This window comes from Streptomyces sp. WP-1 (genome assembly GCF_030450125.1).
GTDB classification, from domain to species: Bacteria; Actinomycetota; Actinomycetes; order Streptomycetales; family Streptomycetaceae; genus Streptomyces; species Streptomyces incarnatus.
On the sequence record NZ_CP123923.1, the window covers coordinates 903,546 to 918,433 of the forward strand.

Below are 14,888 nucleotides of genomic sequence, written 5' to 3' on the forward strand. Positions count from 1 at the left end.
CGAGGGACCGACAAACGATCTTCACTTAGGCAAGCCTCGCCTAAGTTTTCCTAGGTTCGGGATGGTGTCAAGCCTCATCGGCCTATCAACACCGGCAATGCTAAAAGGAGTTGATGATTCATCAACTAACGTGCGACGCGCTGGACCCGGCGGCAACGGCCGCTCAGAAGGACTCGGCCGCCTGGTCCGTGGTGATCACCATCGCGCACCGGCCGGCCGCCCAGCGCAGGGCCATCTCGTGGTCCTCGCGGGAGAAGTCCGCCACGGCGTCGGCGACCACGAACGCCTGGATGTCCCGCATCCACGCGTCGCAGGCCGTCGTCATGACGCCGATGTGCGCGTACACACCGACGACGACCAGCTGGTCGCGTCCCTGGTCCCGCATCAGGTCCGCGAGGTCCGTGCGGGCGAACGCGCTGTATTTCCACTTGGTCAGCGTCGTGTCGCCGGGCCGGGGGGCCACGGGTTCCGGGATGGCCAGGGCCGTCGGATCGTCGGCCACGCCCGGTCCCCAGAAGTCGAGTTGGAGCCCGCGTTCCTCGGGGGTCTGGCCGCCGCGCTGGACCGAGTAGACCACGGGTGTCCCGGCCTGCCGGGCCGCGTCGAGCAGCCGGGCGGTGTTGGCCAGCATGCCGGTCAGCGGCTGTTCGCCGGGCGGGAAGGCGGAGAGGAAGTGCTGCTGGAGGTCGTGCACCAGCAGCACCGCCCGCGCCGGGTCCACGGACCAGGAGACCCGGTTGTCCGGCAACTGGCCCGCGGTGGGCAGGGGGTAGCCGGTGATGGACGGAAGTGCCATGGGGAGAGGGGCCTTTCAGCGCTGCTCGGAGGGGACCGCGGCCGAGCGCAGCCCCTTCTTGCTGACCTTGCCGACGCCGGTCTGCGGGAAGGCGTCGACGAAGCGGACGAGGTCGGGGATCTTGTAGGCGGCGACACCGCGCGCGCGGACGAACGCCTTGATCTGGGCGGCCGTCGGCGGCTCGGCGTCGGCGCGCAGGATCACATGGGCGAGGGTGCGCTCGCCGAGGTAGTCGTCGGGCACCGCGACCAGGGAGACGTCATGGACCGCCGGGTGGGCCAGGATGATGTTCTCGATCTCCTCCGGGGCGACCTTCTCGCCGCCCCGGTTGATCTGGTCCTTGGCCCGCCCCTCCACCATCAGGTGCCCGCTCGCCGTGCGGCGGACGATGTCACCGGTGCGGTAGAAGCCGTCCTCGGTGAACGCGGACCGGTTGTGCTCCGGAGCCCGCCAGTAGCCGCGGATGGTGTAGGGGCCCCGGGTCAGCAGATGCCCGAACTCGCCGTCGGGCACGTCCCGGTCGGCGTCGTCCACGATCCGGATCTCGTCGTCGGGCGAGATGGGCAGGCCCTGGGTGGTGACGATCGTCTCCGGATCGTCGTCCAGCCGGGTGTAGTTGACCAGGCCCTCGGCCATCCCGAAGACCTGCATCAGCCGGCAGCCGAGCGCCGGTTCCAGCCGCCGCGCCGCCTGCTCACTGTATTTGGCCCCGCCGACCAGCACCAGCTCCAGGCTGGCCAGGTCGCGTTCGGCGCGCGGCGCGCTGTCCGTCCACAGCAGGGCGAGCGGCGGCACCAGGCCGGTCATGGTGATCCGCTCCTGCTCGACCAGGGCGAACGCGGTCGTCGGATCGGGCTTGGGGCACATCACGACGCGGCCTCCGGCGTACAGCGTGCCGAGCCAGCCGGGGGAACTCATGGGGAAGTTGTGGGCGGCGGGCAGGACGACCAGGAAGCGGGTGTCCGCGTCGACACCGCAGATCTCGTTCGAGCCGCGCAGGGAGTAGATGTAGTCGTCGTGGGTGCGGGGGATCAGCTTGGACACCCCGGTCGTCCCGCCCGACAGCTGGAGGAAGGCCAGTTCGTGCGGTTGCGGTTCGGGCAGCGGTCCGGACGGGCCGCACGGCACGTCGGACAGCGCCGTGTGCCCGCCCGGGTCGCCCGCCACGAAGATCTCCCGGAGGCCGGGGGCGCTCTGCCGGACCCGGGTGGCGAGGTCGCGGTGGTCGAAGCCGTCGTGCACGTCCGGGATCACATAGGCGACGGCCTCGGAGAAGGCGCAGAAGTGCGTGATCTCGGTGTCGCGGTGGGCGGGCAGCGCGAACACGGGCAGCGCGCCCAGCCTGAAGAGGGCGAAGACCACTTCGGCGAACTCGGCGGTGTTGGGCAGCTGGACGACCACCCGGTCCCCGCGCCCGATGCCGCGCCCCGCGAACCCGGCGGCGAGCCGGTCGGCGGCCTCGTCCAGCTGCCGGTACGTCCGGGTGCGGCGCTCGGGCGCGAAGTCCACCAGGGCGACCCGGTCGGGATGGGCGGCGGCCCGCTCGCGGAGCATGCGGCCGAAGGTCTCGCCCCGCCAGTGACCGGCCCGCCGGTAGCGCTCGGCGAACTCCTCGGGCCAGGTGGGCGCGTCCACGCCCGGGGTGAGGCCCGAGGGGGCGGGTATCGGTTCGATGGTCACGGCGTGGCTCCACGGTGTTCGGCGGGGTTCGTCACGGGGCGGCGGTGTGCGCCGAGGGCGGTCAGGCGCGCAGGGTGGCGCCGCCGTCCACGTACAGGTCGTGCAGGGTGATGTGCCGGGCGCGGTCGGAGACCAGGAAGGCGACGGCGTCCGCGATGTCCGACGGCTCGGCGATCCGGCCGAGCGGAATGCCGGTGCGGTACGACGCCAGGTCCCCCTCGATCACCGCCCGTCGGCCGCTGTCGGGGCCGCCGGGCGCCCTGTCCCACATGGCGCGCTGCATGTCCGTGTCGGTGGAGCCCGGGGACACGGTGTTGCACCGCACCCCGTACGGGGCGACCTCCAGCCCGAGGCATTTGGTGAACATCACGGCGGCGGCCTTGGAGGCGGCGTAGGCGGCCATACCGGCGCGGGGCACACCGGCCGCGTTGGAGGCGACGGTCACGATGCTGCCCCGGCGCCGTTCGGTCATCCGGCGGGCGGCGGCCCGGCAGACATGGAAGACGCCGTCGGTGTTGACCGCGAACACGGCCGCCCAGTCGGCGTCGTCCAGGTCGACCACGGCCGCGCCGCGCAGGACGCCGGCCACGTTGACCACGATGTCCAGGGGCCCCAGGGTCCGTTCGGCCTCGGCGATCAGGTCCTCCACCGCCGTGGCGTCGGTCACGTCCAATTCCCGGCCCGTGACCCGGCCTTCGTGCCGTGCGGCCAGTTCGGCCACGGCCGCACCGTCCACATCGGTGGCGAGGACGCGTGCGCCCTGTCCGGCGAGGGCCTCGACCACGGCGGCGCCGATTCCCCGCGCCGCCCCGGTCACCAGGGCCGTACGACCGGCCAGTTCGGGCTCGCCGCTCATACGACCGCCCCCTCGTATCGGGCGCCTGATCGGTGAACGGCAGATGGGGATCTGTGGGATGACTTCATGGCCTCGGGTTTCCGGCGAACGCGCAACGGATACGACCACCCGGGGGGACACCACGGCCCGCCCCCGGCGACTTAGGTAAGGCTAACCATACCTTTACCTTGACGGTGATCGTCAACGTCGGCGCCATGTCACCCGGATCACCCCCCGAAAACCCAAGTCCCCGCGATGTCCTGCGGTTTGTGCCCAAGAGGCCCGGGGCGTACCCGTACGAGCGAGCGGGCCGCGTCGTCGGGTAACGTCCCCGGGGACGACGTCGCGACGGCCGTTCCCGGTCGGCGTCGGACTGTCGGACGCCGGAAGCAGCGGCACCGCACACCGCACCGCACCGCACCGCACCGCACCGCACCGCACCGCACCGCCGGCACACGTCACCGCGCACCGGACGCGCTGGACGCGCCGGTCCGCGCCGCGGCACTCCGCCGCACCCGCCCATCCGGCCGCACCGCGCCCACGTACGCGCGCCGCCGGCTCCCGGCCACCCGACTCCGCACCGTCCGCACGGCCCTGTGCCCGGGGCGGTCCGACGCCGGGCCGCGCGAGCCGACCCCATGGCCCCCACCAGGGGCCTCAGCGAAGGGACGAACACCCGATGACATCGACTTCCGCGCCTGCCGCACCCTCCACTCCCCCACCGGCCGACCCCACACCCCACCTGGAGGCGTCCGTGGGCAAGGTGGTCGTGGTGAAGTTCGGGGGCCACGCCATGGTCGACGAGGCGCTGCAACGGTCCTTCGCGCGGGACGTCGTGACGCTGCTGCGGGCCGGGGTCCACCCGGTGGTGGTGCACGGCGGCGGGCCCCGGATCAGCTCCCTGCTCGCCCGGCTCGACCTGGAGGTCCGCTTCACGGCCGGGCTGCGGGTCACCACGCCCGAAGTCCTCGACGTGGTGCGCATGGTGCTCGCCGGGCAGGTGCAGCGGGAGATCGTCGGCCTCATCAACGCGCACGGCCCGCTGGCGGTCGGACTGACCGGCGAGGACGCGCACACCCTCACCGCCGTCCGCAGACCGGCCTGGGTGGACGGCGAGCCGGTGGACATCGGGCTGGTGGGCGATGTCGTCCGGGTGGACCCGGAGACGATCCGCGCGCTGCTGTCCCGGGGCCGCGTCCCGGTGGTGTCACCGCTCGCCAGGGGGGCCGGGGGCGAGGTCTACAACGTCAACGCGGATCTCGCGGCGGCGGCCCTGGCGGGTGCCCTGGGCGCCGAGCGGCTGATCGTCCTCACCGATGTCACCGGGCTGCACGCCGACTGGCCGACGAGCGACGAGGTGATCGAGCGGCTGACCGCGTCGGAACTCGACGCGCTGCTGCCGGACCTGACCGGCGGGATGGTGCCCAAGATGGAGGGGTGCCTGCGGGCGGTGCGCGAGGGGGTGCGGGCGGCGCGTGTCATCGACGGGCGGGTGCCGGGCGCCCTGCTGCGCGAGGGCTTTCGCGACCGGGGCGCCGGCACCACCGTGTTCCCGGACCGGTCCGGCGAACACGGCGAGGACACCGGCCGGCGCACCCGGCCGGACCGGTCACAGGGCCCGGCTGAGCACCCGTGACCCCGGGCGGGGAGCGAGCCCGGCCGGCCAGGCCGCCGACGCGTCGGCCACGGTGAATCCATGGCGCAGGAACAGTGCCGCGTCGCCGCTGGTCGCGGCGAACACCGTGGCGGCCGAGCGGGCCGCGGCCTCGGCGAGGAGCGTGGTCAGCAGGGCCGTACCGACGCCCCGGCCCTGACTGGCCGCCGCCACGCAGAAGTTGTAGACGACTGCGGTGCGGCCGGGGTCCCGGCTCTCGGGTGCCGCGTGGATCCGCAGCCCCGCGCAGCCCTCGATCCGGCCGGTCGCCGACTCGGCGAGCAGGAAGTCGGCCGCGTCGCGCGCGTACTGCGCCAAGGTCCGCTCGCGCAGCTCACCGGTCCGGGCGAACACCCGGGAGAGGCGGTGCAGCGCGGGCGCGTCCTCGCGCCCGGCCGCGCGCACCACCACCGGAGGCGCGGGAGGGGGTACGAGGAGGGGTGCGACGTGGAGTACGGAGTGGGGAGTCACCGTGCTGTCCTAACTGGATCTGGTGGTCAGGCGGGGGCGTGGTCCTGCTCCGCCGCTGCTGCGGGGAGCACAGCGGGCTGGTCCCGGCGGGCGCCGGGCGCGAACACGGCGGCGACGACGGCGGCCGCGGCGCAGAAGCCGGCGGTGACGAGGAACGCCCGGTCGTACCCCGTGACGAGCTGGTGGACCCGCTCGGCCGGGGCGGACGAGGCGCCCTGTGTCGCGGCGACGGTGGTGAGGATCGCGAGCCCGAGGCTTCCGCCGATCTGCCGGGCCGCGTTGATGAGACCGCTGATCAGCCCGGCCTCGTGCGGGGCGGCGGCACCGGTGGCCAGGGAGGTGTTGGCCACCATGCACAGGCCGACGCCGGTCGAGGCCACGAGCGAGGCCGGCAGGAAGCCGGTCAGGAAGGCCGAGTCGGCGTGCATGAGGCCGAAGAGCAGCATGCCCGCCGCGCCGAGCACCAGGCCCGCGGTCAGTACGGCGCGGGCCCCGAAGCGCGTGGCCAGCCGGCCGGAGAGCATGGACCCGACGACGGTGCCGAAGCAGAAGGGCAGGAAGGCGGCGCCCGCCCGCAGCGGCGAGTAGCGCAGGACGTTCTGGAGGAACAGCGAGGCGAAGTAGAACCCGGCGACGGTGGCGGCGCCGAGGAACAGCACGATCACGTTGGCCAGCCACACCGGCCGGGCACGGAACACCCCGAAGCGGACCAGGGGTTCGGCCGCCGCCCGCAGCTCCCAGACCGCGAAGGCGGCTCCCGCGACGACCGCCACCGCGAAGGAGACGAGGGCGCCGCCGGACCCCCAGCCGTGCTCGCCGGCCCGGATGAGCCCGTTCACCAGGGCGGTCAGGGCGACGGTGACCAGGAGCGCGCCGGGCAGGTCGAGGCGGCTCATGCGGGTCGTGCGCCCGTCACGGACGGACAGCCGGGCCAGGATCAGGGCGGCGGCCACGATCGGTACGTTCACGAACAGCACCCAGCGCCAGGACAGCCACTCGGTGAGCACCCCACCCAGCAGCACACCGAGCGCGCTGCCCGCGGCGGACACCATGGCCCAGATCCCCACGGCCCGTGCCCGCGCGCGGGGCTCGCGGAAGGTGACCATGATGACGGCCAGGCTCAGTGGGGCCAGCAGCGCACCGGCCAGGCCCTGGCCCGCCCTGGCCGCGATGAGCTGGCCCGGTGTCTGCGCGAAGCCGCCGAGCACGGAGGTGGCCCCGAAGACCGCGAGCCCCAGGAACATCGCGACGCGGTGCCCCACGAAATCGGCGAACCGGCCGCCGAGCAGCAGCAGTCCGCCGAAGACCAGCGTGTAGGCGTTGACGACCCAGGACAGCCCGCCGGGCCGGAATCCGAGGTCGCCGGCGATCGAGGGCAGCGCCACGTTCACGACGCTCACATCGAGGACGACCATCACCTGCCCCAGACAGGCGGTGGCGAGGACCAGGCCGGGGCGCGCCCGGGGGCCTGACGCCCGGTCGGGTCCCGTGTCGGATCCCGGATCGGATCCCGGATCGGATCCCGGATCGGATCCCGGATCGGATCCCGGATCGGATCCCGTGTCGGCTGCGGTGCCGGGTGCGGTCCCGGACGGCGTCTCGGTCATGGCGCACTACTCCCGTTGCTCGGCGCGGACCTCTGCCGCGCGACGACGCGAACAATGTACGCGTAAGGCATGCCTAACTTCCACCTCGGACGTGCGGGAAGTGGGAGGATGACGGCATGTACCGCCCTCCGCAGACCTCCGACCCCGACCCGGCACGCCGACGGCGCGGGGTGCCCAGGTCGCAGCCGAGGCCGGGACTGACACCCGAGGCCGTCGCGCGGGCGGGCCGGGAGCTGATCGAGCGCGAGGGGCTGGACGCGCTCACCATGCGGGCGGTCGCGGCCGAACTGGGTACCGCCGCCGCGTCGCTGTACCGGCACGTCGCCGACCGTGACGCGCTGCTGCTGGCGATCCTGGAGGACATCGCGTCCCGGCTGCCGGTGGAGGTGCCCGGCGCGTCACCCGCGCAGCGGCTGTTCAACCGGCTGACCACCGCGCACGACTACATGGCCGAGCACATCTGGGTGCTGCACATCCTGATCCGCGGCGAACTCGTCGCCCGCAACGCCTTCCCGTTCACCGACGCCTGCCTGGCCGACTTCCTCGCGGCGGGCCTCACCGAGCGCCAGGCCTCCACCGCCTACCACGCCTGCTGGCACCTCACCACCGGCGAACTGCTCAACGAGCACCCGCTCACCCCGCCGCCCCAGCCGAGCCAGCGCCGGCAGGCCCTCGACTCGCTGGACCCCGCCGAGCTTCCGGCGCTCGCCCGGGTCCGCGCGGCGGAGCTGCGGCAGGGCCGCGACACCTACGCGACGGCGCTCAAGGCCCTGTTGACGGCCTTTCTGCCCGACGCGGCGGACTTCTGAGACACGGACACCCGTCAGCCGCCCCTGCCGCCGAAGTCGAGGGTACCGCTCCGGCCGAGGCGTAAGTTAGGTTTACCTAAGTTGCTTCCGTGTCGGCCTCGTGGTGCCGACGGCGAGGGGGGAAACGGATGACTCGGCCGTACACCCAGGGCGGGTCCGTGTGGGTGCCCACCCGTGACGGACGACGGCTGCACGCGATGGTCCTCGACCCCCGCGAGCCGGACGCCGGGCCGCCGCCTCCCGGCCGGGTGCCGCCGACGGTCGTCTTCGAGGCGGGGGTGGCGGCCGACCGTTCCTCCTGGGCCCAGGTACAGCCCGCGGTCGCCCGGTTCGCCCGGGCCGTCGTCTACGACCGGGCCGGGCTCGGCCGCAGTGCGCCGGACCCGGCGGGGCGGACGCTCACGCGGATGGCCGACGACCTCGGCGATCTGCTCGACCACTTCGGGCCCGGCCCGTTCGTCCTGGTCGGGCACAGCGCCGGCGGCCCGATCGTGCGCCGGGCCGCGGCCGGCCGCCCCGACCGGATCACCGGCCTCGTCCTGGTCGAACCCACCGACGAGGCCGCCGATGTACTGTTCACCCCGGGCTTTCGCCGGATGAGCCGGATCGTGCCCCGCGCCTACGGACTGCTCGCCCGCCTCGGTCTGCTGCACCTGCTGCACAAGCCCCTGCTCAGGGCCGCCCCCGAGGATGTGCGCGCGGCGATGCGGCGGGAGGCGTTCACGGCGGGGGCGATGTCCACCTGGGCCGAGACCAACCGCACCTTCCTCGACGAACTCGCCGCCTGGCGCGACACCCCGCCCGACACCAGGGACATCGCGCTCACCGTCGTGTCCGGCGCCCGCACCGGCAACGGCATGAGCCGCTCGGTCCGTGCCGCCGCGAACGCCTCGCACGCCCGCCGGGCCGCCGGTTCGCCCCGGGGCCGCCATGTGATCGCCGAACGCTCCGGCCACTACGTCCCGCTGACCGAGCCCGACCTCGTCGTGGCGGAGATCGCCCGGCTCGTCCGGCAGCCGGACGCCCCCGGGCCGAAGGCGCCCGTGCGCGACGACCGCAACGGCTGACCCCGCACCGGAGGTGTCCCGATGACCGGCCGAACCGCACGAACCGCCGCGTACGCCCCGTCGCCGCTGGACGACCGGGCCCGCGCGGTGGCCGACCGGCTGCACGCCCGCAGCCGCCGCCAGACCCGCACCGCTCTCGCGCCGGTCCTGGCCCACGCCGGCACCAGCCGGCTGCGCGAGGGCTCGCGGGACCCCACGCGGTCGGCGGACGGCAAGGCGTGGCTGGCCGACAAACTGGTCGCTCTCGACCCGCACAAGGCCGCCCAGTGCTACCAGTTGTGCCGCGCGATCGGCGCCCGCCGGGTCGTCGAGGCCGGCACCTCCTACGGCGTGTCCACGATCTACCTCGCCGCGGCGGTCCGCGACAACCTCGCCGACGGCATGTCCCCGGCGGGCCAGGGCGGCGGCCTGTCCGACGCCAAGGTGTTCGGCACGGAGCACGAGCCCGGCAAGGTCGCCGAGGCCCGTGCCGACATCGCCGCCGCGGGAGTGTCCGAGCATGTCGACATCCTCGTCGGCGACCTGCGCGAGACGCTGACCACCGTGCGGGGCCCCATCGACCTCATGCCGGTCGACATCTGGATCCCCATGGCGCTGCCCGCGCTCCGGATCGTCACACCGCTGCTGCGGCCCGGCGCGCTGGTCGTCTGCGACAACGTGGTCAGCGGGCGCCGCCGGTACGCCGATCACCTCGCCCATGTCCGCGACCCCGCCGGGCCGTTCACCTCCGTCACGCTCCCCGGGCACGGCGGCCTGGAGGTGTCCCGGAAGAACTGACCGCCGGGGCCCGCCCGTTGGGTGCGCCGCCGGATCAGGCCGTCCCGTACGGGCCGTGGGTCCAGCGTCCGCCGGTCATCGTGGCGTGCACCGGCATCGCCCGCAGCGTGGCGGCGTCGGCCTTCAGCGGGTCCACGTCCACGACGACCAGGTCGGCCGGGTCCCCGACCCGGACCAGCCGGCGTCCACGGGCCGCCGCCACCAGCGCGTCGGGTACGGACAGCCGCTGTTCCGGGTGCCAGGCGGGACGTTCGTCGTCGGTACGGCTGACGGCCGCCGCGACGGCGAGCCAGGGGTCCAGCGGGGACACCGGGGCGTCCGAGCCGAACTCCAGCCGGGCGCCGGCCGCGTGCAGGGCGGCGTACGCGAAGGCCCGGCCGGTGCGCCCGGCCCAGTGCCGGTCGGCCACGTCCCGGTCGTCGGTGGCGTGCCGGGGCTGCACTCCGGCCGTGACCCCCAACTGAGCGAAACGCGGCAGGTCTTCGGGGCTCAGCAGCTGCGCGTGCTCGATCCGGCCGCGGCAGCGTACGGCCGCGAAGGCGTCCAGGGCCACGGTGTTGGCGCGGTCCCCGATGGCGTGCACGGCGGGCTCGATGCCGTGCGCGGCGGCATGGCGCATCAGCCGTACCAGCTCCTCGGGGGCCGTCTCCTCGATGCCGTGCGCGCCCTCGCCGCCCGCCAGGCCCGGATAGGGGTCATGGCACAGCGCGGTACGGGTGTTGAGCGAGCCGTCGGTGAACAGCTTGAGGGGGCCCACCCGGACCAGCCCGGGGTGGCGGCCGACCCCGCCGCCGGTACGCAGGCCCCGGGCGATGGCCGCGTCGAGACGGCTCGGGTAGACGGCCGCCGCCACGCGCACGGCGGGCGCGGTGTGCGCCGTACGGCGTTCCCAGTCGCCGACGGTGTCGCCGTACTGGAAGTCGATGACACCGGTCACCCCGCGCGCGGCGGCGGCCCGGCAGGCCTCGGCGATCCGGTCGTCGACCACCTCGACGGGGGCCTTGGGCAGGGCGGACAGCGCCTCGTGGGTCTCGTGCTCGCGCAGCAGCCCGGTGGAGTGGTCGCCCCGGCCGATGAGCGCCAGGCCGGCGGAGTTGAGCCACACGGCGTGCAGATCGGCGCTGACCAGGGCCACCGGCCGGTCCGGGAGCACCGCGTCGAGCAGGTCCTTGTGCGGGGCGTCGGACCACAGACCGTCCCGGAAGCCGTACCCGAACAGGACCGTGTCGCGGGGCCCGCCGGTCTGCCGTCGCACCAGGTCGGCGACCGCCCGTGCGGATCCGGTGCCGGCCAGGTCCAGGCGGTGCCGGGCGTTCGCCCACTCCGCCAGGTGGACGTGCGCGTCCCAGAGCCCCGGCAGCAGGACGCGCCCGTCGAGGTCCACGACCCGCTCGCGGCCGTCGGGGGCCGCCCGGTCGCCGTACTCCGCGTCGGTGACGACATGGGTGACGGTGCCGTCCGCCACGCGGACCCGGCTGAGCGGGCCGCCGGCGCCGAGCCGCACCCGTTCGAGTACGAGCGCGAAGTCGGTCATGAAGCCTCCCTGGAGGACGCCGGGCGGCTCTTGGCCGAACGACCGGCGAGAAACGTGGCCTCACCTTACCCACGGCTGTGGGCAGGCGAGAGGTGAACTGTGGTGGCACGCACGGCCGTTGGCCATCGGGCGGGCCACCGCACCGGCGGGTCCGCGGCGTGCTCGGAGCCCCATGGTGTCCGCGGCATGCTGCGTCAGATCGCCATGGTGTCCGCGGCGTGCTCAGAGCGCCATGGTGTCCGCGGGCCGGCCGCTCAGATCCGCGCGCACGGCCTCGGTGACGGTGACGGTCGCGCAGGTGGCGGCCAGCCAGTGGACGGCCATGGCGTGGTCGGCGGCCGTGCGGTCGGCCACGGCGTCGGCGACGACGAACGGTTCGAGGTCCTGCATCCAGGCGTCGGCCGCGGTGAGCAGGACGTCGGTGCGCGCCGCCGCGCCCACGACCACCACCTGGTCCCGCCCGAGTTCCCTCAGGCGCGAGCGCAGCCGGGTGCCGGCGAACGCGCTGTACCGCTTGGCCGTCAGGACCGTGTCGCCGGCCTCCGGCCGCAGCACGTCCACGACGGCGCGGGCATCGGTCTCGGTGGGCGGTGCGAGCGGGACCGGCGCGGGGAACACCGGCCCCGGCCCCTCTCCCCCGACCGACCGCGATCCCGGAATGCGCGTCACGTACACGACGGGCACGCCGAAACAGCGGGCGGTCTCGGTCAACCGGCTGATGTTGTCGAGGAGTTGCGCGACCGGCGCGGTCTCCCGCAGGGCCCGCAGGACGTATTCCTGCATATGCTGTACGACGAGTGCGGCACGGCAGGGATCGATGCGCCAGGAAGGGCCGCCGTCCGGCAGCGACGCCGCGTCGGGCATGGGGTACGGGAGGACGCTGGAGGACGTCATTGTCTCGCCTTTCGGCTCAGGCCAGCAGGTGGCCGGTGTGGGAGAGGCGGCGCGCCGCCGACAGCAGGGCGTGGATCTGCGGTCCGACGTGGTCGAGGTCGCGCACGGGGGTGCGGAACGGGATGCGGGCGTCGTGGTGGGAGCGCCGGTGTTCCAGGCGGAGGGTCAGGCCGTAGCGGTCGATAGCCACCGGGACCACCTTGATCACGCCGGGCTCCGGGCGTGGCCGTACGAGCCGCAGCAGCCGGGGCACGAGGTCGGCGTGGTCGTCCACGAGGTGGGTCAGCAGGCCCGCCTCGCTGGTGGCCAGCGGATCGAGTTCGGTCGCCTCCAGTTCCTGGAGGGTGACGTACGCGCGTCCGCCGGAGTCCTCCAGGACGCCCTGTCCGAACTCCATGCACGTGCTGTCGGTGGCGTCCGGGTCGTACGGCGCACGCAGCACCCCGGTCAGGGTGACGCGGGCGCGCAGCCGGTCGCGTACCGGCGTGGGCGCTATGTCGGTGAGTTCCAGGCGGACCGGGACCCGTACGGGCGACGGGGTGCCGGTGCCTTCCCAGGCGGCGTGCAGATGGAAATGTCCCATCGCACCGGTGCCGTCGAGTCGGCGGATCTCATGGTGCCGGCCGTCGCTGACGACGGTCATCGAGTGGGCGGCGGCCAGGATCGACCGGACACGCTCGGCGGCCGTCGGCGCGCTGGCAGGACTGGGGGTACGACGCATCCGGGCCCTCCAGGACCAGGGAAAGTAAGGTAAGCCTAACCTAACTCACACCCTTCTTGGTTGGCCAGTCGCCCCGCACGCACGGAGCCCCTCCACCGGCCGGGACGATCACCGGTGAAGGGGCGTGCGCGCGTCGCGCGTGCGGGCTGACGGCTCGTCAGGCGCGCGTGAGCCGGCGAGCTGTCAGTAGCCGACCGCGACCTCCATCCACTGCGGGCCGTCCATCGAGGTGTACGCGGCCTGGCCCGCCACGTCGTCGTACGGGAAGCCGTACGCCAGGTGGCCGATCGCGTGGTCGTGCCAGTACTTGGCGTACCAGTTGGCCGGGTCGCCGCCGTAGAACTTCGACGGGTCCTGCTGCTGCGCGGCCGGCAGGTTCGCGGTGTGCCGGTTGAGCGCGGCGCACAGGGCGGCGTTGGAGGCGAGGGATCCGGCGCAGCCGAAGATGTTCGAGGTGGACTCGTTCACGCCGACCGAATTGGCGTACGCCGTGAAGTAGTTGGCGTTCGCGCCGCCCGCCCGGAAGCTCGGGTCGCTGCCGGGAGCGATGATCCGGTACGGCGCCTGGGTCTGGGCCAGGACCTTGAACTGCTGCGGCACGGAGTTCTGGAAGTTCTGGAACACCTGGTCGCGGGTCATGGTGAACAGGTCCTGGGCGTCGCCCAGTTGGATGTCCTGTCCGCTGTGCGAGTGCAGCCGGATCGCCAGCGGCAGGCCCCAGGCGTCGACCCGGGTGGTGTTGCCGCTGAACGAGGACGTGCCGGTGGTGAACTCGATGAAGTCGTAGTACTGGCCGTTCGGGGAGCCGACGTAGAAGTACATGCGCTGGGCGGGGGCGGCGACGATGTCCACGTAGGGCTGCTCGGCGATGGAGTGCTCCTGGCCGTTGTAGCTCCAGTAGACCTGGCTGTCCGGGTACGCGCCGCCCGTCCGGTTGAGCACCTTCACCTTCATGACGGCCGAGGACGGCGGGATGTCGTCGGTGGTGCCCCAGAAGGCGTCCGGAGGCGTGGTGCCGCCGGAGCCGCCGTAGACCTGGAACTCCCACAGGGAGTAGCCGTACGGGGTGGCGCGCTGGGTGCCGTACATCCGGACGTACCGTCCGGAGCCGCTCACGTTCAGGTTCTGTACGCCGCCGGGGCCGGCGGTGGTCGAATAGACGGTGGTCCAGGGGCCGTTCGGGTCCGTGGCCGTCTGGAGGGTGAAGGCCTTGGCGTAGGCGGCCTCCCATTTCAGGGTGACCTGGGTGAGGGGCTGGACCGAGCCGAGATCGACCATGATCCACTGTGGGTCGGCGAACGCGCTGGACCAGCGGGTCTGGTCATTGCCGTCCACCGCCTGCGCGGCGCCGAAGGAGGCGTTCTCGGTGGAGGAGGCGGTGGCGGGTCTGCCCTGGGAGAGCAGGGTGCCCGCGGCGCGGGCGGGGCTCTGGGAGGTGACGGTGAGTCCGAGCGCCGCGACGAGCGCGATCAGCAGCGCGAGGACGAGGTGGGGCCGGGACCGGGGTCGTCCCGGCGCGCGGCGTGGTGAGACGGAGCCGACTGGCATGGGCGCACTCCTCGAACGGGTGGGGACCGTGCTGGAGACCGAACCGTGACGCAGCCTGAGAGCGCTCTCGGGTGAGGGTGATGGTGGCAAGCCCGCCGGGGCCAGTCAATGGGTTGTTCACAAATGAACGGCAGTGCAGCGGAATTCGTTCGGCTCTCGAACACCGGGCCCGTGCGGGCGGTGCCGGTCGGCGTCCCGCTGGGGCCGTCGTTGAGCCTTCACCGACGCGCAGAGGGCCCGCCCTCTTGCGCGTGGCCGACGCCTTCCGCCTGCCGCAAGGCCAGTTCCCACCCCTTGACGGCCGGCCACCCCGTGTGACCTGGACCACACATCCGTAAGCCTTCCCACCGGACGGCCGGAGGCGTACGTTCCGGTTTACCTCGCGACGGCGCCCCCAAGGCGTCGGCCCGCCGAGCCTGGGACGGCGGGCCAGCGGGGGCCAATTCCGCTGACCCTCGAAGGCCGGCACGGGCCGGTCCGAAAAAGGAAGTCGGG

At 73.5% G+C, this 14,888-nt stretch carries 13 protein-coding genes; 4 read left to right on the top strand and 9 right to left on the bottom strand.

Annotation, left to right across the window (positions count from 1 at the left end):
• Window positions 1-163 precede the first annotated feature (163 nt).
• The 3 genes from QHG49_RS03715 to QHG49_RS03725 form a co-directional block, all read right to left on the bottom strand.
• Window positions 164-796 (bottom strand): isochorismatase family protein, encoded by a 633-nt coding sequence (locus tag QHG49_RS03715; protein ID WP_301487206.1) that lies wholly within the window; start codon window positions 794-796, stop codon window positions 164-166.
• Between the two features lie 15 nt (window positions 797-811).
• On the bottom strand, window positions 812-2,476 hold the full coding sequence (locus QHG49_RS03720) for a (2,3-dihydroxybenzoyl)adenylate synthase (protein ID WP_301487207.1): 1,665 nt from the start codon (window positions 2,474-2,476) through the stop codon (window positions 812-814).
• Window positions 2,477-2,537: 61 nt separating this feature from the next.
• Window positions 2,538-3,332, bottom strand: a complete 795-nt coding sequence (locus QHG49_RS03725; protein ID WP_301487208.1) for a 2,3-dihydro-2,3-dihydroxybenzoate dehydrogenase — start codon at window positions 3,330-3,332, stop codon at window positions 2,538-2,540.
• A gap of 658 nt (window positions 3,333-3,990) precedes the next feature.
• On the opposite strand from QHG49_RS03725, the gene argB reads away from it, so the two are divergent.
• Window positions 3,991-4,947 (top strand): acetylglutamate kinase, encoded by a 957-nt coding sequence (gene argB, locus QHG49_RS03730; protein WP_301487209.1) that lies wholly within the window; start codon window positions 3,991-3,993, stop codon window positions 4,945-4,947.
• Here the strand turns inward: argB and QHG49_RS03735 are convergent.
• Window positions 4,921-5,436, bottom strand: a complete 516-nt coding sequence (locus QHG49_RS03735; protein ID WP_301487210.1) for a GNAT family N-acetyltransferase — start codon at window positions 5,434-5,436, stop codon at window positions 4,921-4,923. The genes argB and QHG49_RS03735 overlap by 27 nt on opposite strands.
• Before the next feature lie 26 nt (window positions 5,437-5,462).
• Entirely contained in the window at window positions 5,463-6,884 is a 1,422-nt protein-coding gene (locus tag QHG49_RS03740; RefSeq protein ID WP_370530561.1) for an MFS transporter, read from the bottom strand.
• Between the two features lie 275 nt (window positions 6,885-7,159).
• Between QHG49_RS03740 and QHG49_RS03745 the strand changes: the two genes are divergently transcribed.
• From QHG49_RS03745 to QHG49_RS03755, 3 genes are all read left to right on the top strand, one after another.
• Window positions 7,160-7,852 (top strand): TetR/AcrR family transcriptional regulator, encoded by a 693-nt coding sequence (locus QHG49_RS03745; protein ID WP_159707124.1) that lies wholly within the window; start codon window positions 7,160-7,162, stop codon window positions 7,850-7,852.
• A 128-nt stretch (window positions 7,853-7,980) separates the two neighbouring features.
• A complete protein-coding gene (locus QHG49_RS03750) occupies window positions 7,981-8,919 on the top strand; it encodes an alpha/beta fold hydrolase (protein ID WP_301487212.1) in 939 nt (312 codons plus the stop codon).
• Window positions 8,920-8,940: 21 nt separating this feature from the next.
• Complete coding sequence (locus QHG49_RS03755; protein WP_301487213.1) at window positions 8,941-9,696, top strand: O-methyltransferase; 756 nt, start codon at window positions 8,941-8,943, stop codon at window positions 9,694-9,696.
• A gap of 34 nt (window positions 9,697-9,730) precedes the next feature.
• On the opposite strand, the gene QHG49_RS03760 is transcribed toward QHG49_RS03755, so the two are convergent.
• The 4 genes from QHG49_RS03760 to QHG49_RS03775 all read right to left on the bottom strand — a co-directional run bounded on the left by QHG49_RS03760 (window position 9,731) and on the right by QHG49_RS03775 (window position 14,393).
• The gene (locus tag QHG49_RS03760; RefSeq protein ID WP_301487214.1) at window positions 9,731-11,230 is read right to left on the bottom strand and encodes an amidohydrolase; all 1,500 of its coding nucleotides are present in this window, start codon (window positions 11,228-11,230) and stop codon (window positions 9,731-9,733) included.
• Between the two features lie 222 nt (window positions 11,231-11,452).
• On the bottom strand, window positions 11,453-12,124 hold the full coding sequence (locus tag QHG49_RS03765) for an isochorismatase family protein (protein ID WP_145484358.1): 672 nt from the start codon (window positions 12,122-12,124) through the stop codon (window positions 11,453-11,455).
• Between the two features lie 16 nt (window positions 12,125-12,140).
• A complete protein-coding gene (locus QHG49_RS03770; protein ID WP_145484356.1) occupies window positions 12,141-12,845 on the bottom strand; it encodes a DUF2470 domain-containing protein in 705 nt (234 codons plus the stop codon).
• A gap of 183 nt (window positions 12,846-13,028) precedes the next feature.
• The gene (locus QHG49_RS03775) at window positions 13,029-14,393 is read right to left on the bottom strand and encodes a beta-1,3-glucanase family protein (RefSeq protein ID WP_301487215.1); all 1,365 of its coding nucleotides are present in this window, start codon (window positions 14,391-14,393) and stop codon (window positions 13,029-13,031) included.
• Window positions 14,394-14,888 lie beyond the last annotated feature (495 nt).

What these genes read in the sequence shown, in the direction of transcription:
- QHG49_RS03715 (WP_301487206.1), bottom strand. Translation starts at nt 796, where the DNA reads ATGGCACTTCCGTCCATCACCGGCTACCCCCTGCCCACCGCGGGCCAG.
- QHG49_RS03745 (WP_159707124.1), top strand. Translation starts at nt 7,160, where the DNA reads ATGTACCGCCCTCCGCAGACCTCCGACCCCGACCCGGCACGCCGACGG.
- QHG49_RS03775 (WP_301487215.1), bottom strand. Translation starts at nt 14,393, where the DNA reads ATGCCAGTCGGCTCCGTCTCACCACGCCGCGCGCCGGGACGACCCCGG.
- QHG49_RS03760 (WP_301487214.1), bottom strand. Translation starts at nt 11,230, where the DNA reads ATGACCGACTTCGCGCTCGTACTCGAACGGGTGCGGCTCGGCGCCGGC.
- QHG49_RS03765 (WP_145484358.1), bottom strand. Translation starts at nt 12,124, where the DNA reads ATGACGTCCTCCAGCGTCCTCCCGTACCCCATGCCCGACGCGGCGTCG.
- QHG49_RS03750 (WP_301487212.1), top strand. Translation starts at nt 7,981, where the DNA reads ATGACTCGGCCGTACACCCAGGGCGGGTCCGTGTGGGTGCCCACCCGT.
- QHG49_RS03755 (WP_301487213.1), top strand. Translation starts at nt 8,941, where the DNA reads ATGACCGGCCGAACCGCACGAACCGCCGCGTACGCCCCGTCGCCGCTG.
- argB (WP_301487209.1), top strand. Translation starts at nt 3,991, where the DNA reads ATGACATCGACTTCCGCGCCTGCCGCACCCTCCACTCCCCCACCGGCC.
- QHG49_RS03725 (WP_301487208.1), bottom strand. Translation starts at nt 3,332, where the DNA reads ATGAGCGGCGAGCCCGAACTGGCCGGTCGTACGGCCCTGGTGACCGGG.
- QHG49_RS03770 (WP_145484356.1), bottom strand. Translation starts at nt 12,845, where the DNA reads ATGCGTCGTACCCCCAGTCCTGCCAGCGCGCCGACGGCCGCCGAGCGT.